The organism is Pseudonocardia charpentierae (genome assembly GCF_031845345.1).
Taxonomy (GTDB): domain Bacteria; phylum Actinomycetota; class Actinomycetes; order Mycobacteriales; family Pseudonocardiaceae; genus Pseudonocardia; species Pseudonocardia charpentierae.
Window position 1 is genome coordinate 1 of sequence record NZ_JAVREJ010000003.1, and the last position, 19,570, is coordinate 19,570.

Genomic DNA, 19,570 nt, shown 5'->3' on the forward strand with positions numbered 1-19,570 from the left:
GTGCGTGTCGCTCAACGCCTGCTCGCACTCACCGCCGCGATCTGGCACAACCGCGCCACCGGCCAACCCGTCACCCGATCCCTGATCGCCTACGACCACTGATCGAGTTCGGACTTACTCGTCTAGGGCGTGACGTCGACGGACGTGCCGAGGTGGCCGATCAGGGGGCCGGCCTGCAGTTCAGGGCCGCGTCGAGCTGCTCGACGAGGTCGTCCGGCAGGGAGCCGTCGCCGCGCAGTGCCGCGGTGACGGCGTCGCGCAGGATCTTGCTGAACCGCGCGTAGCACGGGCCCTCCGGCCGGGGCTCCGCGTTCTCGACGGCCGAGCGCAGCTCGCCCGCGTAGTCGATCGCCGCTTTGACGTCCTTGTTGTCGTAGACGGTGCGGCGGGTGGCGGCGAACCCGCCGTTCACGAAGAGCGCCCGCTGGCTGGGCGCATTGGTGAGGAAGCGGACCAGTTCCGTGGCCGCCTCGGGGTGCGCGCTGTGCCGGGCGACGGCAAGGTTCTGACCACCGAGCACGCTCCCACCGGGCAACTGGGCGACCTTGAACTCCCGCTCGGCCGCAGACGATTCGCCGGACCGGGCGGTGAGCGTGCGGTAGGTGACCGGCCAGTTCCGCAGGAACAGCGTCTTGCCCTCGCGCATGGCCTCGGTGGACCGCTGCTCCTCGTAGCCGATCGACGTCGGAAGCATGACCTTCGCGTTCTCGCGCTGGTTCCCGTCGTCGTTCTCGTTCCTGACCCGGAAGCGGTCGACGACCTCCTTGAGATCCCGTCCGTCGAACGGGAGACGGCCGGACTCGTCCACCTTGATCGTGGTGGTGACGTCGCGCAGGGCCTCCAGCACGTTCACCGTGAGGCCCTCGTAGTTGTCGAGCTGGGTGGTGTAGCCGGCCTCGAGGAGCGGGTCGTGGTCCGGCGACTCGAGCACCCTGCGCGTCTCGGTCACCATCATGTCCCAGCTCGCGGGCGGTGCGACCAGGTCGGCGCGGTAGTAGAGCAGCCCGGCGTCGGTGTTGAACGGCAACGCCCACAGCTGCTCGCCGCTGAACGGGATGCCGTCGAACCGGGGCTCGTAGAGGCAGGTGTCGAGCGGACGGGACAGGAAGTCGTCGGTGGGCACGCCCGACAGCGGGACGATGTAGTCGTTCTCGGCGAACTCGGCGGTCCACGTGACGTCCAGGTTGTAGATGTCGACGCGACCCGCCGGGTCCTGCGCGCGTCGGACCATCTCGTTGCGCTGCTGGTCGGCGTTCCCGCTGAGCTCGACGATGCTGGCCGGTATCTCCGGGTGGACCTCGTTCCACAGGTCGACGCGGGCTTGCCGCTGCTTGCCCGTGCTGTCGTCGCGGCCGCTCAGGATCACCAGCTCGCCGGTCCACGATGCAACGGGCGTAGGTCGCGTCGCCGCCAGGAGCCACGCGACCAGGCACAGGCACAGGGCCACGCCCACCACGGCGACATACATCTAGTTCAGCCGGCCGATCCAGTTCAGCACCCGGGGCCCGCCCTAGTCGTCGATGATCTGGGTGACGCGCGGCCCGACACCGGAAGGGATCTCGGCGTAGCACGCGCCGCCGGTGTCGGCGGTGAGCGACTCCAAGGGCCGCGCCGCGCAGCTCGTGCCCCCGATCGCGATGACGAAGACCCGCACCTTGCCCTCGCGGGCGACGGTGAGCAGGTCGTCGGGTGCTCGCGTACTCGTGGTGTCCTCCCCGTCGGTGACCACGATCAGCTTGGTGACCGTGCTGTCGTTGCTCGGGCCCAGCTCGAGCACACCCTCCGCTGTGGCGTCGAACAGCGGCGTGTCCCCGCCCGGGGTCGCCCGGCCCAGCTCCGCGACGATCGCGCCGCGGCGCCCGTCGTCGAGCGGGCCCACGGGCACCACCCGGCGGGTGCCGCGCCCGGAAACGTCAGCCGGGAACAGCCACAGGCCGACCTCGTTGTCGCCACGGGCCCGGACGACCGCGCGGCCGACGCCCTCCGCGACGGCCTGCAGCCGGGTTGCCGACGTGGGTGGCACCGGTTCCTTCATCGAACCGGAGACGTCGAGGGCGACGAGCACCCGGCTGGTCCGACGGGCCTGGACGAACGCGTTCCTCGTCGCGTCGACCGCGGCGGGCGCGAGCTGGACCGGGGTGCGAGCGGGGTCCTGCTGCGCTCCCGCTGCGGCGAACGACGCGGGGGCGACGGCAGCACCGACGGGGCGCAGCCCGGCGTCCTCGAGGGCCCGCCGGCCGGGTTCGTCGCCGAGCCACCGCTGCAGGTCGCGTACGGCCACCGCCCGCCGGGAGCCCTCGGGGGTCCACCCGAAACGGACGAGCTGCTGTGCGAGGGCGAGGTCCTGCGGGTAGAGCGCGACCAGTTGATCGGCGCCGACGTGGGGACGGTCGGCGGCCCCGCACGATCCACCGAGGGCCAGGCCGCGGTTGAACCGCACCATGTCGCGCTCGGACATGACCACGGCCGCCTCGGGTGCCTCGAGCTGTCGGTAGCGGCACAGCACGTCCGGGCTGTCGGCGGGCAGCGGATACTGGTCACGGTCGAGCGAACGGCCGATCACCCGCTCGACGGCGCGGCCGCCGGTACCGGCGGGGCCGTAGAGGGCCGCCGTCGCGACGTTCGCGAGCACCGAGATGTTCGGGTCGGCGCGCACGACTCCGAGCCCTGCGGCGTCCGCCTGCTCGACGATCTGCGGCCAGGGTGGCACCTGTTCCGGAAGCTGCTTGCGGGCGTCGGAGCGGACGGCCAGGATCACGGGGGAGACGGCGATCGTCGTGTCCTCGACGATCTCCCGGGTCCGGATCCGCTCCTCGAGTCGCTGGACTTCGACGTCGGAGTCGGGAAACCAGACGTCCGGGCGGGGGCCGACGTCACGGGCGGGGTTGACGATGTTGTTCTCCTCGGTGGCCCAGCTGCGGGACACGGCGGCCGTGGCCGCGATGTCGGGCGTCGCGTAGACGTAGGCGTCGACGGCGGCGCACCCGCCGTCGCGCGACGCCGTCCACCGCTCGTAGCCCTCCACGAGCTCGATGGTGGGGGCCAGCCCGCTTGGTGAGGTGAGGACGGTCAGCGCGGTGGTCTGGGGGCAGCCGAACACCCTCCGGTCGAGGGCGCGCAGTGCGGGCGGCCCGGCGAAGTAGGCGAGCCCGATGGTGAGCACGATGGGTACCGCGATGCGGACGTGGTCCTTCTTCGGCTTCCACGGATGTAGCTGCTTGACCTTGCCGAGGTGCTGGAGAAGCCACGCGAGGACGGGAAAGACGGCCCCGCCCGCGACCAGTCCCAGAAACGCGGCCCCGACCAGGAGGAGGGCCCAGGCGGAAGCGCCTCCGGCCGCCCGTCGGACAGCTCGACCAGGACGGCGCCGACGAACGACACCGCGGACACCCCGGCGATCTGCGGCTTCGACGGGGTGGCGTCGTCGCTCACGATGCCTCCCGTCGGCTACGACGCGTGTCCGCCGAACGGCGGAAGCGTCACCATAATGCAGGCGGTCCGACACGCGTCGTCACGTCCCGTCATCGCTGTGGCACCCGATCGTGGCGCGCCGAGGCACGGAACGTCGCCGCGTTCGGGGCGATGGTCGTCGGCAGAGTGACCGAGGCGGCCTGGGACGCTCGCCGTGGCGAATCCCACACCGGGCTGGTCACCCGCACAGACCGGCGACCGCCGGACGAGGCCGTTCGCGGGGACGCCAAGGATCGGACGGTAAGCGGGCGTCGGCCATACACGTCCTCAGTGGAAAGCGTAGGTGCCCCTGTCGCCACTCGCGCGTCGATGCGTGGGGAAGGTCGACTCGCGGGCGTTCGGACGCCGGGTTCTCCTCGTGTCTCCGCCGATCTCGCGGCGGTCAGGCGGAAGGAACCGGCGATGCGACACCACCACACGACCAGGCCACGAGCGGCCCGCGTGGCTGGATCGCGCGCGTGACGGCGGCACAGCAGGGCCGCACCGGTGTGGCCGTGATCGGCCTCGGTGGAGCCGTGGCCACGACTGCGGTCGCGGGCGTCGAGCAGATGCGCCTGGGCTCGTCGACGACGGCCGGGCTGCCGTTCGCGCACCGTGAGGACCTCGTCCCGTACGAGGCGCTCGTGTTCGGCGGGTGGGACCTCGACGCCGACGACCTGGCCAAGGCCGCCCACGTGCACCGCGTGCTCGAGCCGGCCCAGATCGAGGCGGTCGCCGAGCAGATGGAGCGGATCAGGCCGTGGCCTGCGGTCGCCGACCCTGCCTGGTGCCGCAATGCGACGGGGACGAACGTGGTCGGGATCGGCCCGCTGCGGGAGCGGGTGGCGCACGTGCGGGCCGACCTGCGCCGCTTCCGGGAGAGCGAGGGGCTGGACCGCGTCGTCGTGGTCAACCTCGCTTCGACCGAGGCGTGGCCGGATCTGACCTCGGCGGTGCTCGCCGACCTCGACACGTTCGAGAAGGGGCTCGACGCCGACGAGTCCGTGATCACGCCGGGGATGATCTACTGCTACGCGGCGATCACCGAGGGCTGCCCGTACGTCAACTTCACGCCCAGCTTCACCGACGTGCCCGCGCTGCTCGAGCTGGCGGATCGTGAAGGCGTCCCGGTCGCGGGCAAGGACGGCAAGACGGGGCAGACGTTCATCAAGACCGTGCTCGCGCCGGCGTTCCGATCGCGCGCGCTCCAGGTCGAGGGCTGGTACTCGACGAACATCCTCGGCAACCGGGACGGGATGATCCTCGACGACCCGTCGTCGCTCGCCAGCAAGCTCGACACCAAGGGCTCGGTGCTCGACTCGATCCTCGGCTACGACGTCGAGGACCACATCGTGCGCATCGACTACTACCGGCCCCGCGGCGACGCCAAGGAGGCGTGGGACAACATCGACCTGGTCGGTTTCCTCGGCCAGCGGATGCAGCTCAAGGTCGACTTCCTGTGCCGCGACTCGATCCTCGCGGCGCCGCTCGTGCTCGAGCTCGTGCGGTTGATCGCCGAGGCGCACCGGCGCGGCGAGGGCGGCCCGCAGGAGCAGCTCGGGTTCTTCTTCAAGGCCCCGGTCACGCAGGTCGGCAAGTCGCCGGAGCACGCGCTGCACGTCCAGGAGCGGATCCTGCTCGACTGGCTGGACCGCCGTTGACGGCAGTGGCTTCCGGCGTCCCCGAGGGCCGGCTCGCCTCGGTCCCCGGCCCGTTCCGCGAGGTCGGGGACCTCAAGCGGGTCCGGGTGGCGCACGCCCGGGGCTCGGTGGCGGAGCGGGCGTTCGTCCGGAGCTGGGCGGCGCTGGTCGGCGGTGCCGACCCGGCACGGGTCGCCGCGGCGGAGTGCGCGGCGGCGCTGGCGGGGGCCCGTCTGGCGGGGGTGGACGCGGCCGTGCTGCGCGAAGCGGGCCTGACGCCGGACCAGGCGGCCGACGTGTTGGCACGTGCCGTGGACGAGGTGGCCGGAGGCCTGCACCCGGCGACGGTCGACCGGGCGCGGGCGGCGCTGCCCGTGCTGTCGTCCACGACCGCAGGGGCCAGGAACCAGGACTGCGCGGTGCCGGGCTTCGTGGAGGCGCTCTGCCGCCAGCCGCGCGCGGGCGCGACGGCACCGGGCCGCCCGCGGCTGATCGTCGAGCCGCCCGAGAACCACGCCGAGCACTGCTGGGCCGTCGCCGTCTACGGCGCCCTGCTCGCCGACGACGTCGACGCCGACCCGGCCGATGCGTTCCTCCTCGGCCTGGCCCACCACCTGCACAACGCGGTGCTGCCCGACGCCGGGTTCGCGGGGGAGATGCTGCTCGGCCCGTACCTCGAGCCGGTGCTGGAGCGGCTGACCGAGCGCGAGCTCGTGACCCTGCCGGGCGCGCTCGCGCAGCGGGTCCGCGAGCTCCTGGGGTACCGCGCCGACGCCACCACGCCCGTCGGTCGCGCGTTCCATGCCGCGGACGTGCTCGACCGCGTGCTGCAGTGCCACCACCACGCCCGGGCGGCGGGTTTCACCGCCGAGCAGGCGCTCGGGGACCTGGAGCTGGTGCACGCCGGTCCGGTCGCCGACTACCATCACGCGGTGCTGGCCGCGGCGGGCCTGTGACGGCGGCATCGGTGTGGTGCGGCCCGGCCGGCGTTCCGCTCCATGCCGACACCCGGTCCACGCTGCACGACGGCGAGCGTCGCTGGCCGGTGGTCGCGGGCATCCCGTGGCTGCGGGAAGGGCGCGACGACGTGCGGGAACGGGCCGTCGCCGCGCTCGACGCCGGCGACGCCGACGGTGCGGCGGTGGTGCTGCTGGCCGACGCCGACGACTGGTGGGACACCCCGCCACCGCCGGATGCGCAGCTGCGCGGCGCGCTGGCGGCAGCGACCCTGCGCGACGCCGTCGACCTGCTCGGGTTCGGGCGGGTCGGCACCTATTTCGTGCACCGGTGGAGCGACCCGAGCTGGCTGGCCGCGCTGGCGCTGACCGCGGCGCACCCGCCCGCGGGGCGTCCGGTCGTCGACCTTGCTTGCGGCGCGGGACACCTGCTGCGCCACCTGGCGCTGCACGGCCACGGTGCGAACCCTGGGGATCTGACCGGGGTGGACGTGGTGTTCGCGAAGCTGTGGCTGGCCCGGCGGTTCGTGCTGCCGACCGCGGTGCCGGTGGCACTGGTGTGCGCCGACCTCACCGCGCCGTGGCCGCTGCCGCCCCCGACGGGACCGCGGCACGTCGCCTGCCACGACGCGCTGTACTTCCTCGACGGCAAGGAGGCCTTCGTCGCCGCGGCGCGCCGGCACGCAGGCGACGGGGGAGCGGTGCTGCTCGGGCACTGTCACAACGCACTCCATCCGGCGGGCCGGGCGGGCCGCCCGCTCGACCCGGACGGCTGGCTGGCCCTGCTTCCGGGGGCCGCGGCGTACGCCGAGGAGGAGCTGACGGCGGCCGCCGCGACCGGACGCCTGCCCGACCCGGCCGACGACGCGGCGCTGGCGGCGACCGAGGCCGTCAACCTGGCCCTCGACGAGGCCGGCGGCCCACCCGAGCCCGCGCTCCTCGCGCCGGGACCCGGCGCCGCACTGTCGCGCAACCCGCTCTACGCCGACGGCGCGCGCCGCTGGCCGGGGGACCGTTGGGCCGCCGAGTACGGCCTGCGGGCGGAGACGTACCTGCCGGAGCGGTGGACCGACCTGCCCCCGGGCGACGCCGTCCACCGGCGCCTCGTCCTCGACCTCCCGGAGGCGTGGTGAGCAGCTCGGCGGGCGGCGTCCCCATGCAGCGAAAGCGGCTTTCGGTGCAGTCAACGCACTCAAAGCCGCTTTCGCTACATCCCGGATCACCGGTGCGGTGGGGGATCGTCGGGTGCGGGTGGGTCGCCCGCGACCACCTGCTGCCCGGGCTCCGGGCGACGCCGACGGCGCGGCTCGTCGGCGCCTGCGACCGCGACGTCGTGGCTGCCGCCCGGCTCGCCGCCGGGCACGACGACGTGTTGGCCACCGCCGACCTCGACGCTCTTCTGTCCCGGCCCGGGCTTGACGCCGTGTACGTCGCCACCCCCAACTCCGCGCACCTGCCCGTGGTCGCGAGGGTCGCCGCCCGCGGGATACCCGTGCTGTGCGAGAAGCCCCTGGCCGCGGACGTCGACGACGCCGCCGAGATCGTGGCCGCCTGTGCCGGGACCCTGGCCGGCACCGCGTTCGACCAGCGGTTCCATCCCGCCCACCGGCGGATCGCCGAGATCGTCGCCGCCGGTGAGCTCGGCACCGTCACGGCCGTGCGGATCGTCTACGCCTGCTGGTTGCCGCCCGACTGGAGCCCGGACGGTTCGTCGAACGACAACTGGCGCGTGGACCCGGCCCGCGCAGGCGGCGGCGCGCTGGTCGACCTCGCCCCGCACGGCATCGACCTGGTGGGCGCGCTGCTCGGCGGTGACGACCTGACCGAGCTACACGTCCTGCTCCAGCGGCGCGTGCACGCTTATCCCGTCGACGACGGTGCCGTCATCGCCGGACGTACCGCCGGCGAGGCCCTGTTCTCGGCCCACGTCGCCTTCAACACCCCGGACGCGCTGCCGCGCCGCCGCCTCGAAGTGGTCGGCACCCGGGCGCAGCTCGTCGCGCAGGACACGATGGGCCAGACCGCGGGCGGCCGGCTCACCCGGTACGACGCCGACGGCACCGCCCTGGACGTCCCGTTCGACACCGCGACGAGCCCCTTCGCCGCGCAGCTCGCGGCGTTCTCCGCCGCCGTCGCCGGCACCGCCGACTGGCCCTGGCCGCTCGAGCGCGACCTGCGCCTACACCGCCTCCTGCACGCCGCCATCGCCCACAGCGCGATCACCCACACCGCCACCGAGAGGAGCTGACATGCCGCTGCGTCCCTACTCCTGCGCCAACTGCGGGCACTGGCAGCGCTGGTTCGCCGAGCCGCCCTTCTGCCCGGTCTGCACGGATGTCCGCAACGCCCTGCCCGACAACGGCTGGGAGTGGATCACTCCGGACGACCTCGCCGACCGGCAGGCCCGGTGGACGCAGGTCGCGCCGGGTGTCTGCGGGTACTGGGTCGAGCCCCAGGTCGGGCTGGGCACCACCGGCTGGGTGATCGAGACCGACGGCGGGCTCATCGGGTGGGAGGGCGCCGGCTTCTACCCGCCCGCGGCGCTCGGCGAGCTGCGCCGCCGCGGCGGGCTGGTCGCGCTGGGCGCGAGCCACGTGCACGGCTACGGCGCGCTGTGGCAGCTGCAGGACGAGCTGGCGCCGCCGGTGGTGGCGATCGGCGTCGACGACCTGCAGTGGACCAAGGCGTTCCGCGTCACCTGGCCCACTGACGACCGCCACGAGCTTGCCCCCGGCCTGGTCATGCACCGCTCCGGCGGCCACTTCCCCGGCCACACCGTGCTGCACGACGAGCGCCGCGGGATCCTGTTCGTCGGCGACCTGCTCAAGGTCGACCTCGAGGGCGAGACGCCCGTCGGCCTGTCGTGCCACAAGGCGTACCACGCCCAGATCCCGCTGTCGCACGCCGAGATCCGGCAGGCCCGGGCGCTGGTCGAGCGGCTGGAGTTCGACGCCGTCGCCACGCCGTTCGAGTTCGCCGCGCCGGTGTCGACCAAGCAGGTGCTGGCGCTGTTCGACCGCCAGCTCGCGGGGCAGCCGATCGCCGGCCCGATCCCGCTCGCGGAGCTGGGATGAGCGCTGTGTCCGATACAACTCCGGCGAATCGCTACCTCGCGTCGTTCCCGCCCGGCGAGGTCGTCGAGTTCCCGGTGGCGGGGCTGGATGTCCTCGACGTCGAGCTGCACAACGCCGCCCTGCCGACGACCTCCCGGCACCCGGGCGGCAGCGGGCTCGGGTACGGCGCGACGCGCGAGGAGGCGCGCACGGGCGCGCTGGGCGAGATGGCCGAGATGGCGCTGTCCGCCCGCGCGCTGGCGGGTGCGCCGCGCGTCGAGGCGTCATTCGCCGACCTGGTGCGCAAGGAGGGTGCCGGACGGGTGCAGGACCCGCGCACCCTGGCGCTGGAGGCGGGCAGCCCCTACGACGACGACCGCGTGCTGCAGTGGCTGCCGATGACCCGGCTGCGCGACGGCGAGTCGGTGCTGGTGCCCGCGGAGCTGGTGGCGTCGTCCGCCGGCGACCTGCCGGGCCCTCCGCCGCCGGGCGGATGGCTCACGACCGTGATCAGCAACGGCCAGGGCGCGGGGTTCGACGCCGAGCGGGCCGTGGTCCACGCCGTGCTCGAGGTGCTGCAGCGCGACGGCAACGCGACCACGTACCGCGCGATGGACCGCGGCGTCGTCGTCGACCTCGACGGTCTGCGCGACCCCGACGCGCTCGCCCTGCTCGCCCGGCTCGACGCCGCCGGCATCGACGTGACGGTCAAGCTCGCGAGCACGGACCTCGGCGTCGTCGACGTGTACGTCGTCGGGTGCTCCCGCGACGCGTCCGAGCCGGTCCCGATCATGGCGACGGCGAGCGGCGAGGCCGCGCACCCCGACCGGGACGCGGCGGTCCGCAAGGCGCTGCACGAGTTCGCCGCCGCCCGGGGGCGCAAGGCCTTCATGCACGGACCGCTGGACGTCGTGGCACGCGCGACCCCGCCGGGCTACCTGGACGACTGGCTCGCCGGGCACCCGCCGGAGCGGCTGGTCGCCGAGGACCGGGCACTGTCGGCGATGCTCGACTGGACGGCGCTGGGCACGCCCGCGCTCGTGGACCTGCTGCGCGGCACCGTGCTGGCCCACCGGTCGACGGTGCGGCTGACCGACCTGCCGACCTGGACCGGGAGCGATCTGCACGGCCACGTCGTCGGCGGCCTCCACGACCGCGGGTTCGACGTGCTCGTGCACCTGCGGCCCTCGGACGGCGACGCCGTCGCCGCCAAGGTGCTGGTGCCCGGCTGCGAGGTCGAGACGATGTCGTACGGGCGGATCGGCGAGCGCGGCGTCCGCAGGCTCCGGGACCGCGACGACCCGCTGGTCGCGGTCGGCGCCGACCCGGGCGGTTGGGGGCGCGTGCACCTCACCGCCGCCGCGGAGGAGCGGCTCGGGGGCCCGGCGTGGTTCGACAACGACGGAGCGCGCCGCCGCGTCGGCGCGCTGTACCCGCTGTACCGCGAGCCCGGACGCCACGTCGTGGCCCAGGTGCTCGACAAGAGAGAGGTTCGATGATGCTCCGCTACGCCTACAACACCAACGGGCTGACCAGCCACCGCCTCGACGACGCGGTGGCCCTGCTCGCCGACTGCGGCTACGACGGCGTCGCGCTGACCCTCGACGTCGGCCACCTCGACCCGTTCGCGCCGGACCTGGCCGCCCGAGTCACCGCGCTGCGCCGCCGCCTCGACGGACTCGGCCTCGGCAGCGTCGTCGAGACCGGAGCGCGGTTCGTGCTCGACCCGCGTCGCAAGCACCGTCCCACCCTGATCGACGCCGACGGTGAGGACCGGGCGCGCCGACTGGCGTTCCTCAGCACGTGCATCGACGTCGCCGCCGAGCTGGGTAGCGAGGCCGTGTCGTTCTGGGCCGGCGTGCCCGAGCCCGGCCAGGACGACGGCGCGTGCTGGGACCGGCTCGTCGACGGGGTGGGTGCCGTCGTCGCCTACGGGCAGGAACGGGGCGTGACCTGCGCGGTCGAGCCCGAGCCCGGGATGCTCGTCGGCGACTGCGACGACTGGGCCCGCCTCGCCGCGGCCGTGCCGGGCCTGACGCTGGCGTTGGACACCGGCCACTGCCTCGTCGACGGGCGCTGGGAGCCCGACGCCGCCGTCCGGGAGTTCGCGGCGTCGCTGGGGGCGGTGTCGATCGCCGACATGCCGCGCGGGATCCACGAGCACCGCGCCCCCGGCGAGGGCGACATGGACTTCCCCGCCGTGCTCGGCGCCCTGACCGACGTCGGCTACCAGGGGCTGGTGTCGCTGGAGCTGTCGCGGGACGCCCACCGGGCCGACACGCTCGTTCCCGACGCGCTCGCCGCCGTGCGGGCCGCCGAATCGGAGCGGGTCGCCGCATGAGGCCGCAACAACTGAGAGTGGGTTTCGTCTCCCGCCGCTACTGGCCCGCGGTGTCGGGGATGAGCGCCTACGCCGAGAACCTGATGCGCCACCTCGTCCGGCAGGGTCACGAGGTGACCATGGTGTCGCAGTACCGCGGCGACCCGGCCGGTCGCGCCGTCTACGGCGGCGGCCCGCCGCCTGCCGACCGCGTGCCCGACGGCGTCGAGGTCGTCGCCCTGGAGGCGCTCGGCGAGCAGCGGGTCGGTGCGGGCGAGCCCGCCGACTTCGAGGCCGACGTCGACACCATGACCCGGACGGTGCTGGACCTGCACGAGCAACACCCGTTCGACATCCTGCACGCCCAGTACGCCTACCCCAACGGGCTCGCGGTGCTCCGCGCGGCGCGGGCGGCCGGCCTGCCCGCGGTGGTGTCCGTGCAGGGCGGCGACGGGCACTGGGTCGGCACCTGCTGCAGCACGCACCGCGACCTCGTCCGCGCCGTGTTCGCCCACGCCCCCGCGCTGCTGATCGGGTCGCGGTCGTTCGCGGGCGAGGTCTGCGAGCGGCACGGCGTCGACCCGGAGCGGTTCACCCTCGTGCCGGGGGCGACCGACGCGGAGCGGTTCACCCGGTCGAACACCGACGCGCACGTCTCCGACCCCGCCGTGCTGCTCTACCACGGACGGGTCGACCGCCGGAAGGGCGTGCTCGACCTGCTGGAGGCCGTGCGGCTCCTGCTCGCCGACGGGGTGGCGGTGCGGCTGCTCGTGTCCGGCATCGGCCCGGACGTCGACGCCGTGGGGGAGGGGATCACGCAGCTCGGGCTCGACGGCCACGTCGAGGTCCTGGGCGCGGTGCCGTACGAACGCGCTCACGAGGTCTACCGCCGCGGCGAGGTCTTCGTCAGCCCCACCTACGCCGAGGGGTTCTCCAACACGATCCTCGAGGCGATGGCGACGGGGCTACCGGTGGTGTCGACCGACGTCGTCGGCGTGCGCGACTGCGTGCGGCCGGACGAGAACGGCGTGCTCGTGCCGCCCGCCGACCCGCCCGCGCTGGCCGCCGGGATCCGCCGTGTGCTCGACGACCCCGCGCTCCGCAGGCGGATCGCCGACCAGGCGTACGACGACGTGCACCGGTACTGGTCGTGGCCGGTCGTGGCGGGGCGGATCACCGACGTCTACGCGGACCTCCTGGCCCGCGACGTCAAGGTCCCCGAGATCCCGGACCCGCCCCGCGACCCCTCGTGCCGGTTCCGGGCAGCCCCACACCTGCTGTGAGGCCCGCACCTGCGGTGCGGGCCGCCGTCGCGGTGTCGCCGCACCTCGACGACGCGGTCTTCTCGGCCGGAGGGACGCTCGCGGTGCTCGCCGCCGGGGGGTGGCGGGTGCAGGTCGTCACGTGCTTCACCGCGAGCGTCGCCGACCCGTCGCCGTTCGCCTTGTCGACCCAGCTCGACAAGGGGCTCGCCGCGGACGTCGACTACATGGCGCTGCGCCGGGCCGAGGACGCCGCCGCCGTGGCTCTGCTCGGAGCCGAGCCACTGCACCTGCCGCTGGCCGAGGCGCCGCACCGCGGCTACACCAGCGCGCCCGACCTGTTCGCCGGACGGCACACCGACGACGACGTGGCCGGTCCGCTCGCGGACGCGCTGGCCTCTCACGTGCGCGGCGCCGACCTCGTCCTCGCCCCTCAGGCGATCGGCGACCACGTCGACCACCGCGTGGTCGCCGACGTCGTCGCCGCGCTGCGACCGGACGCGCTGTTCTGGCGCGACACCCCGTATGTCCTGCGGCGGCCGGACGCGTCGGCGTGGCAGGGCGTGCCGCGAGGCGTCGAGCAGCCCGTGGGGATCGCGGCGCACCTCGGGACCAAGGCCGCCGCCGCCCGGCGCTACGTGACGCAGCTGGGCTTCCAGTTCGGCGGGCCCGACCAGGTGGCGGCGGACCTGGAGGCGTTGGCCCGCCAGGAGGCAGGACGGATGGATGCACCGGAGCCGTGCGAAGTGTTCCGGGCAAGGTCGGGAATCCGGCTGTGAAGGTCCTCATCACCGGGGGCGCCGGCTTCATCGGCAGCACCGTCGCCAGCGCCTGCCTCGACGCCGGCCTGGTTCCCGTCGTGCTCGACGACCTCAGCACGGGCCGCCGGGAGTTCACCGCCGGCCGCCACAGCTACGAGGGGACGATCACCGACGCCGCCCTCCTCGACCGGATCTTCGACGAGCATCCCGACGTGGCGGCGGTCGTGCACTGCGCCGCCCGGATCGTCGTGCCCGAGTCGGTGGCCCACCCCGCCGGCTACTACGACAACAACGTCGTCGGCACGCTGCGACTGGCGCAGCACCTCGCGGCGCGGGGGTGCACCCGCCTGTTGTTCAGCTCGTCCGCGTCGATCTACGCGTCACCCGAGGGCGGCTCCGCCGTCGACGAGACGGCCCCGCTCGCCCCCTCGAGCCCCTACGCCCGGTCGAAGGCGATGGCGGAGCAGATCCTGGCCGACGTCGCCGCCGCCGGTGACCTGCGCGTGCTCTCCCTGCGCTACTTCAACCCCATCGGCGCCGACCCGTTGCTCCGCACCGGCCTGCAGCACCGCCTGCCGACCCACGCGCTGGGCCGGCTCATCACCGCCCACGAGTCCGGAACGCCGTTCACGGTGGCCGGCACGGACTGGCCGACCCGAGACGGCTCGGCGATCCGCGACTTCGTCCACGTCTGGGATCTCGCTCGCGCGCACGTCGCCGCGCTCCTGCGGTTCGACGCCGCGCTGGAAGGGGCCAGCCAGCGAGCCCTCAACCTGGGCACGGGCAGCGGTACGACCGTGTGGGAACTGGTGGAGGCGTTCTGCAGCGTCGCGGGCGACCTGAAGGTGGAGGAGGGGCCGCGCCGCCCGGGGGACGTCGTGGGCGCCTACGCCCACTCCGGCAGCGCGAAGCGTCTCCTCGGCTGGCGCGCGGAGCGATCGCTCGAGGACGGCGTCCGGGACGCGCTCGCGTGGAACGCCCGGCGGCCCGCGGTACTGGGCGGCTGACGACGGCTCGCTCAGACGAAGGCGGAGATGCCGGTGAGGGCGCGGCCGACGATGAGCGAGTTGATCTCGCGGGTGCCCTCGAAGCTGTAGATGGCCTCGGCGTCGTTGGTGTAGCGGGTGACGTGGTGGTCGAGGAGGACGCCGTTGCCGCCGAAGACCTCGCGGGCCCAGCCGACCGTCTCGCGGGTGGCGGTGGTGACGTACATCTTCGCCAGCGAGACCTGCTCCTCCTGCATGTCGCCGGCTTGGGCGAGTTCGGCGAGCCGGGCGCACATCGTGAGCGAGGCGGTGGTGTTGGCGAGCATGCGGGCGAGGAGGTCCTGGACGAGCTGGAAGCGGGCGATGGGCCGGCCGAACTGGGTGCGACGGGTGGCGTAGGCCAGGGCGTGCTCGAAGGCGCCGCGGCCGGTGCCGGCGGCCTGCCAGGCGACCATGAGCCGCGTCGTGCGCAGGACGCGGGCGGTGTCGGCGAACGAGTTGGCGTGCTCTAGCCGGTTCGCCTCGGGGACGCGGCAGTCGTCCAGGGTGATCAGGGCGTTCTGCATGATCCGCAAGGCGGTCTTGCCGTGCATCTTCTCCGTGGTGAAGCCGGGGGTGCCGCGTTCGACGACGAAGCCCTTGACCTGCCCGTCGGCCTCGTCGCGGGCCCAGACGACGACGAGGTCGCACCAGGTGGCGTTGCCGATCCACTTCTTGACGCCGTTGAGCACCCACGTGTCGCCGTCCCGCCGCGCGGTCGTCGCGAGGCCGCGGGCGGCGTCGGAGCCGACGTCGGGTTCGGTCAGGGCGAACGCGCCGATCTTCTCCATCCGGGCCATCGGTGGCAGCCAGCGCTGCTTCTGCTCCTCCGACCCGCAGAGCGCGATCGTGCCCATGCCCAGGCCGTCGTGGCCACCGAAGAAGACCGCCAGCGACGGGTCGATCCGGGCGAGCTCGACGTTCAGCAGGCCGTGGAACAGTTCGCCCTGGCCCGGGCAGCCGTAGCCGGTAAACTTGCTGCCTGCGAGGTTCATCTTCGCCAGCGCCGGCACGATCTGTGCCGGGAACTCGGCCCGCTCCCAGTGCTCGGTGATGACCGGCGCGATGTCCGTCTCGAGGTAGTGGCGGACGTCGGCGAGGAGCGCCCTCTGGTCGTCCGGGAGCAGGGCGAGCAGGTTGTAGAAGTCGCCCCGGTTCGGCGGGACCGGCGAACTGCCGCTCCACGCGTCGGCCGGCTCCTCCGTCATCGTCGTCGTCCTCTCGAGCAGCGCAGGTCGGGCGGTGTCAGCGGCCGGCGGGAGCTGCCGCGGTCTCCGGATCGACGGTGAGGTCGGTGGTCGAGGTCTCGCGCAGGGCGAGGATGCAGCCGATGCAGAGCAGGCAACCGGCGGCGATGATGATCGAGATCGTGGTCGTGCTGCCGCCGCCTGCGAGGACCGAGGCGAAGACGAGGGGTGCGATGCCGCCGCCGAGGCCGGCGAACTGGTAGCCCAGCGACGCACCGGTGTAGCGGGACCCCGTGGAGAACAGCTCGGTGTAGAGCGCGGCGAGGGGCCCGTACCAGGCAGGGTGCACGACGCCCTGGCCGAGGACGATCGCGAGGGTAAGCAGGGCAACCGAGCCGCTGTCGACCATCGGGAACAGAACGAAGGAGTAGACGGCCATGGCGATCGCGCCGGCGATGACGACCGGCTTGCGCCCCACGCGGTCGGACAGCGCGGCGTAACCGATGATCCCGAAGATCGCCACGAACGAGGACAGGGTCAGCGCGTTGAGCACCGTCGACCGCGCGAAGCCGGCCTGCACGGCGTAGGAGATCAGGAAGGTGGTGATGGCGCCCTGCGCGACGAAGGCGCCGAAGCCGACCCCGATCGACAGCAGGAGGTTGCGCGGGTGGTGCCGGAGCACCTCGAGCAGCGGCGGCTTGGCGGGCTTCCCGGCGGCGGCTGCCTCCGCGAACACGGGCGTCTCTTCGACGCGGGCCCGGACGAACAGGCCGACGGCGAGCAGCACGACGCTCAGCAGGAACGGGATCCGCCAGCCCCAGGCCAGGAAGGCCTGCTCACCGGTCAGGGACGCGGAAGCGGCCAGCACGAGGGTCGAGAGCACGACGCCGCTCGGGGCGCCGGCGTTGGTGAAGCTGGCCCACAGACCGCGGCGTGAGGTCGCGTGCTCGGCGGACATCAGCACCGCACCGCCCCACTCGCCACCGACGGCGATGCCCTGCACGACGCGCAGGAGCACGAGCAGGATCGGCGCCCACACGCCGACCTGGGCGTAGGTCGGCAGCACGCCGATCAGGGTGCTGCCTACCCCCATCAGGGTCATGCTCAGCACCAGCATCTTCTTGCGACCGATCCGGTCGCCGAAGTGGCCGAACACGATCCCGCCGAGCGGCCGGGCGAAGTAGCCGGTGGCGAGCGTGCCGAAACTGGCGACCGTGCCGACCAGCGGATCGAGGTTGGAGAAGAAGACCTTGTTGAACACCACCGCGGAGGCCGTGGCGTACAGCAGGAAGTCGTAGTACTCGATCACGCTGCCGAGGTAGCTCGACAGCACGGCGCGGCGCAACTGTGTGCGCGAGAAGTGGGGGTGCGTCATCGCAAAACCCTGTCTGCTGGTTGGCGGCCCGAGGCGGACGACGAGTCCGGATCCGGTTGCGTGGGGAATATGTTAAGGAGCTTGATAACTCTCGTCAAGTATCAAGGTTCTAGATAAGCTGTGGCCATGACGGAGTTGACGACCCGCCCCGCCGGTCAACGCGGGCAACGTCTGACCTACCTGGTGAAGCGTCTGGAGATGGCCGAACGCGCCCGGATGGAGGAGGTGCTGCGCCCTCTGGGGGTGACGCTGCACCAGTACACGGCGCTCAGCATCCTCGAGCGCCGCGAGGGTCTGTCGTCGGCGCAACTGGCCCGCCGGCACGTCGTGACCCCGCAGGCCATGCATCAGCTGATCGCCACCATGGAGCGCGACCGGCTGATCGAGCGGCGTCCGGACGAGGCGAACCGCAGGATCCTGCGCGCCTGGCTGACCGAGCACGGCTCGCGAGTCCTGCGGGCGTGCCACCGGGCGGTGGACGAGGTGGAGGAGCGGATGCTCTCGGGTCTCACCCCTGCTGAAGCCGGGGCCTTCGGGCGGGCGTTGGAACGGTGCCTGGACGCTCTCACCGTGTCGGTGGGTGGGGAGCCGGCAGACGACGAAGGTGCAGCGTGACGGGGTTCCCGACGCCGCCGGTGCCCGGACTGGCGTTGCTGGCCCGGTTCACCGTGGAGCTCGCGCGCCCGCTGTGGGATCTCGGGCGGACGAGCGGGCTCGGGTCGCGCCGCATCGTGCCGATCACCGGCGGCCGCATCGTGGGGCCCGACCTCAACGGCGAGATCCTCGACAACGGAGCCGACTGGCAGATCGTCGGCGACGACGGCGCGACCGTCGTCGACACCCGCTACCTGCTCCGGCTCGACGACGGGGCGCTCGCGTACCTGCGCACGCAGGGTTTCCGGCACGGCCCTGCCGAGGTGCTCACCCGTATCGGGCAGGGTGAGGTCGTCGATCCGACGCTCTACTACTTCCGCGTGCAGATGCTGTTCGAGACCGCGTCGGTGACGTACGGCTGGCTGAACCGGACGCTGGCGATCGGGTCCGCGCTGCGCACCGCCGACGCCGTCGTCTACGACGCGTACCGCGTCACCTGACCGCACCCTTGACTTCATATCAAGCATCTTGCTACTAATTGTGTATCAAGGAGCTTGATACACGCTGTCGTGCTGCTCCTGCCGACCATCTCGACGAGGAGCTGTGATGGCCCCCACCCACGCCAAGCGCCCCCGGCTGGCCGCGTCCGCCAGCTTCGTGGGCAGCGCCTTGGAGTACTACGACTTCTTCATCTACGGCACCGCCTCCGCCTTGGTGTTCGGCAAGCTGTTCTTCCCCACGGCGAACCCGGCGCTCGGCACGATCGCGGCCCTGGCGACCTTCGCCATCGGCAACATCGGCCGGCCGATCGGCGCGGCGGTCATCGGCCACTACGGCGACAGGATCGGCCGCAAGCAGATGCTGATCCTCACGCTGATCGGCATGGGCGTGTGCACGATCCTGATCGGCTGCCTGCCCACGTACGCCTCGATCGGGATCGCCGCCCCGATCCTGTTGCTGATCCTGCGTCTGCTGCAGGGCATCGCGGTCTCCGGTGAGTCGGGTGGAGCCATCACCCTCTCCATGGAGCACGCACCCGAGCACCGCCGGGCGTTCTACGCCAGCTGGGTCAACCAGGGAGCGGCGGCCGGCTCGATGCTGGCGACGCTGGCGTTCCTCGGGTTCTCCTCGCTGCCGGCCGAGCAGTTCGAGAGCTGGGGCTGGCGGGTGCCGTTCCTGCTCAGCGCGGTCGTGGTGATCGTCGGGCTGGTCATCCGGGCCAAGCTGCCCGAGTCGCCCGAGTTCGAGAAGGTCGAGGACCACCACGCCGTCGCGAAGTTCCCGCTGGTCACCGTCCTGACCAAGCAGACATCGGCCGTCGTCCGGGTCGTGTTCATCGCCGTGCTCACCGTCGTCGTGCCGATCAACCAGGTCCTCGGCCTGACCTACGGCGTCCAGTCCGGGATCTCGCGCCCGACGATGCTGATGATCGGCCTGGCCAGCTCGGCGCTGGCGATCCTCACCCAGCCGGTCTTCGCGATCATCGCCGACCGGATCGGCCGCAAGCCGGTGTTCCTCACCGGCGCGGTGATCGCCGCGGCCGGGACGTTCCTGTTCTTCGGCGCGCTGGGCACCGGCTCCGCCGGCGCCGCGCTCGTCGGATCGGTCGTGATGATGCCGATCGGCTACTCGATGTGCAACGCGATCATCCCCGCGCTCTACGCGGAGATGTTCGACACCCGGGTGCGCTACTCCGGCGTCGCGGTCGCCGGGCAGCTCGGTCAGATCTTCCCCGGGTTCGCCCCCGCGATCGCGGCCGGGCTCCTGGCGGGCGGCGGCACGGGCATCACCGTCGCGCTCTTCGTGGCCGGATGCGCCGCCGTCAGCATCATCACGGTGCTGACGGCCCGCGAGACCAAGGACGTCGCCACCGACGACCTCGGCGGGCTGCGTCAGCGACAGGTTTCCGCCGTTGCCGACGTCGAGCCGGCTGTCGAGGTCCGCTGA

General features: G+C 72.9%; 17 protein-coding genes and 1 pseudogene. 14 read left to right on the forward strand and 4 right to left on the reverse strand.

All coding sequences use genetic code 11. The features are described from left to right. Nucleotides 1-102, forward strand: a pseudogene (locus RM445_RS05435) (IS982 family transposase); the annotation flags it as partial. Nucleotides 103-160: 58 nt separating this feature from the next. On the opposite strand, the gene RM445_RS05440 reads toward RM445_RS05435, so the two are convergent. Further along, on the reverse strand, nucleotides 161-1,468 hold the full coding sequence (locus RM445_RS05440; RefSeq protein ID WP_311554932.1) for an extracellular solute-binding protein: 1,308 nt from the start codon (nucleotides 1,466-1,468) through the stop codon (nucleotides 161-163). A 42-nt stretch (nucleotides 1,469-1,510) separates the two neighbouring features. Next, nucleotides 1,511-3,163: a vWA domain-containing protein gene (locus tag RM445_RS05445; protein ID WP_311554933.1), complete on the reverse strand. Its 1,653-nt coding sequence runs from the start codon at nucleotides 3,161-3,163 to the stop codon at nucleotides 1,511-1,513. Between the two features lie 766 nt (nucleotides 3,164-3,929). Here RM445_RS05445 and RM445_RS05450 point away from each other — a divergent pair. The 10 genes from RM445_RS05450 (at nucleotide 3,930) to galE (ending at nucleotide 14,449) form a co-directional block, all read left to right on the forward strand. Then, complete coding sequence (locus RM445_RS05450; RefSeq protein ID WP_311554934.1) at nucleotides 3,930-5,111, forward strand: inositol-3-phosphate synthase; 1,182 nt, start codon at nucleotides 3,930-3,932, stop codon at nucleotides 5,109-5,111. Nucleotides 5,112-5,116: 5 nt separating this feature from the next. Then, entirely contained in the window at nucleotides 5,117-6,046 is a 930-nt protein-coding gene (locus tag RM445_RS05455; protein WP_311555424.1) for an HD domain-containing protein, read from the forward strand. After that, nucleotides 6,043-7,179, forward strand: coding sequence for a class I SAM-dependent methyltransferase (locus RM445_RS05460; protein WP_311554935.1), 1,137 nt, complete (start codon nucleotides 6,043-6,045; stop codon nucleotides 7,177-7,179). The genes RM445_RS05455 and RM445_RS05460 overlap by 4 nt, the downstream gene beginning before the upstream one ends. 92 nt (nucleotides 7,180-7,271) lie before the next feature. Continuing rightward, entirely contained in the window at nucleotides 7,272-8,294 is a 1,023-nt protein-coding gene (locus RM445_RS05465; protein ID WP_311554936.1) for a Gfo/Idh/MocA family protein, read from the forward strand. Between the two features lies 1 nt (nucleotide 8,295). After that, complete coding sequence (locus RM445_RS05470; RefSeq protein ID WP_311554937.1) at nucleotides 8,296-9,120, forward strand: MBL fold metallo-hydrolase; 825 nt, start codon at nucleotides 8,296-8,298, stop codon at nucleotides 9,118-9,120. Further along, nucleotides 9,117-10,598, forward strand: coding sequence for a YcaO-like family protein (locus RM445_RS05475; protein ID WP_311554938.1), 1,482 nt, complete (start codon nucleotides 9,117-9,119; stop codon nucleotides 10,596-10,598). The genes RM445_RS05470 and RM445_RS05475 overlap by 4 nt, the downstream gene beginning before the upstream one ends. After that, nucleotides 10,595-11,440, forward strand: a complete 846-nt coding sequence (locus RM445_RS05480) for a sugar phosphate isomerase/epimerase family protein (protein WP_311554939.1) — start codon at nucleotides 10,595-10,597, stop codon at nucleotides 11,438-11,440. The genes RM445_RS05475 and RM445_RS05480 overlap by 4 nt, the downstream gene beginning before the upstream one ends. 17 nt (nucleotides 11,441-11,457) lie before the next feature. Further along, nucleotides 11,458-12,702 carry a glycosyltransferase family 4 protein gene (locus tag RM445_RS05485; RefSeq protein ID WP_311554941.1) on the forward strand — a complete coding sequence of 415 codons (1,245 nt, stop codon included), beginning with the start codon at nucleotides 11,458-11,460 and terminating at the stop codon, nucleotides 12,700-12,702. Beyond that, complete coding sequence (locus RM445_RS05490) at nucleotides 12,699-13,460, forward strand: PIG-L deacetylase family protein (RefSeq protein WP_311554942.1); 762 nt, start codon at nucleotides 12,699-12,701, stop codon at nucleotides 13,458-13,460. The genes RM445_RS05485 and RM445_RS05490 overlap by 4 nt, the downstream gene beginning before the upstream one ends. After that, the gene (galE, locus tag RM445_RS05495; protein WP_311554943.1) at nucleotides 13,457-14,449 is read left to right on the forward strand and encodes a UDP-glucose 4-epimerase GalE; all 993 of its coding nucleotides are present in this window, start codon (nucleotides 13,457-13,459) and stop codon (nucleotides 14,447-14,449) included. Before RM445_RS05490 ends, galE begins: the two co-directional genes overlap by 4 nt. 11 nt (nucleotides 14,450-14,460) lie before the next feature. On the opposite strand, the gene RM445_RS05500 is transcribed toward galE, so the two are convergent. Continuing rightward, nucleotides 14,461-15,675: an acyl-CoA dehydrogenase family protein gene (locus RM445_RS05500; protein ID WP_311554944.1), complete on the reverse strand. Its 1,215-nt coding sequence runs from the start codon at nucleotides 15,673-15,675 to the stop codon at nucleotides 14,461-14,463. Nucleotides 15,676-15,712: 37 nt separating this feature from the next. Continuing rightward, nucleotides 15,713-17,029 (reverse strand): MFS transporter, encoded by a 1,317-nt coding sequence (locus RM445_RS05505; RefSeq protein WP_311554945.1) that lies wholly within the window; start codon nucleotides 17,027-17,029, stop codon nucleotides 15,713-15,715. A gap of 126 nt (nucleotides 17,030-17,155) precedes the next feature. Between RM445_RS05505 and RM445_RS05510 the strand changes: the two genes are divergently transcribed. The 3 genes from RM445_RS05510 (at nucleotide 17,156) to RM445_RS05520 (ending at nucleotide 19,570) form a co-directional block, all read left to right on the forward strand. Then, entirely contained in the window at nucleotides 17,156-17,644 is a 489-nt protein-coding gene (locus tag RM445_RS05510; protein ID WP_311554946.1) for a MarR family winged helix-turn-helix transcriptional regulator, read from the forward strand. After that, nucleotides 17,641-18,123, forward strand: coding sequence for a DUF3237 domain-containing protein (locus RM445_RS05515; protein WP_311554947.1), 483 nt, complete (start codon nucleotides 17,641-17,643; stop codon nucleotides 18,121-18,123). The genes RM445_RS05510 and RM445_RS05515 overlap by 4 nt, the downstream gene beginning before the upstream one ends. Before the next feature lie 106 nt (nucleotides 18,124-18,229). Next, nucleotides 18,230-19,570: an MFS transporter gene (locus tag RM445_RS05520; protein ID WP_311554948.1), complete on the forward strand. Its 1,341-nt coding sequence runs from the start codon at nucleotides 18,230-18,232 to the stop codon at nucleotides 19,568-19,570.

Excerpts from the sequence above, each read along its gene's own strand:
- RM445_RS05440 (WP_311554932.1), bottom strand. The coding sequence starts at position 1,468 with ATGTATGTCGCCGTGGTGGGCGTGGCCCTGTGCCTGTGCCTGGTCGCG.
- RM445_RS05470 (WP_311554937.1), top strand. The coding sequence starts at position 8,296 with ATGCCGCTGCGTCCCTACTCCTGCGCCAACTGCGGGCACTGGCAGCGC.
- RM445_RS05475 (WP_311554938.1), top strand. The coding sequence starts at position 9,117 with ATGAGCGCTGTGTCCGATACAACTCCGGCGAATCGCTACCTCGCGTCG.
- RM445_RS05480 (WP_311554939.1), top strand. The coding sequence starts at position 10,595 with ATGATGCTCCGCTACGCCTACAACACCAACGGGCTGACCAGCCACCGC.
- RM445_RS05500 (WP_311554944.1), bottom strand. The coding sequence starts at position 15,675 with ATGACGGAGGAGCCGGCCGACGCGTGGAGCGGCAGTTCGCCGGTCCCG.
- RM445_RS05505 (WP_311554945.1), bottom strand. The coding sequence starts at position 17,029 with ATGACGCACCCCCACTTCTCGCGCACACAGTTGCGCCGCGCCGTGCTG.
- RM445_RS05510 (WP_311554946.1), top strand. The coding sequence starts at position 17,156 with ATGACGGAGTTGACGACCCGCCCCGCCGGTCAACGCGGGCAACGTCTG.
- RM445_RS05520 (WP_311554948.1), top strand. The coding sequence starts at position 18,230 with ATGGCCCCCACCCACGCCAAGCGCCCCCGGCTGGCCGCGTCCGCCAGC.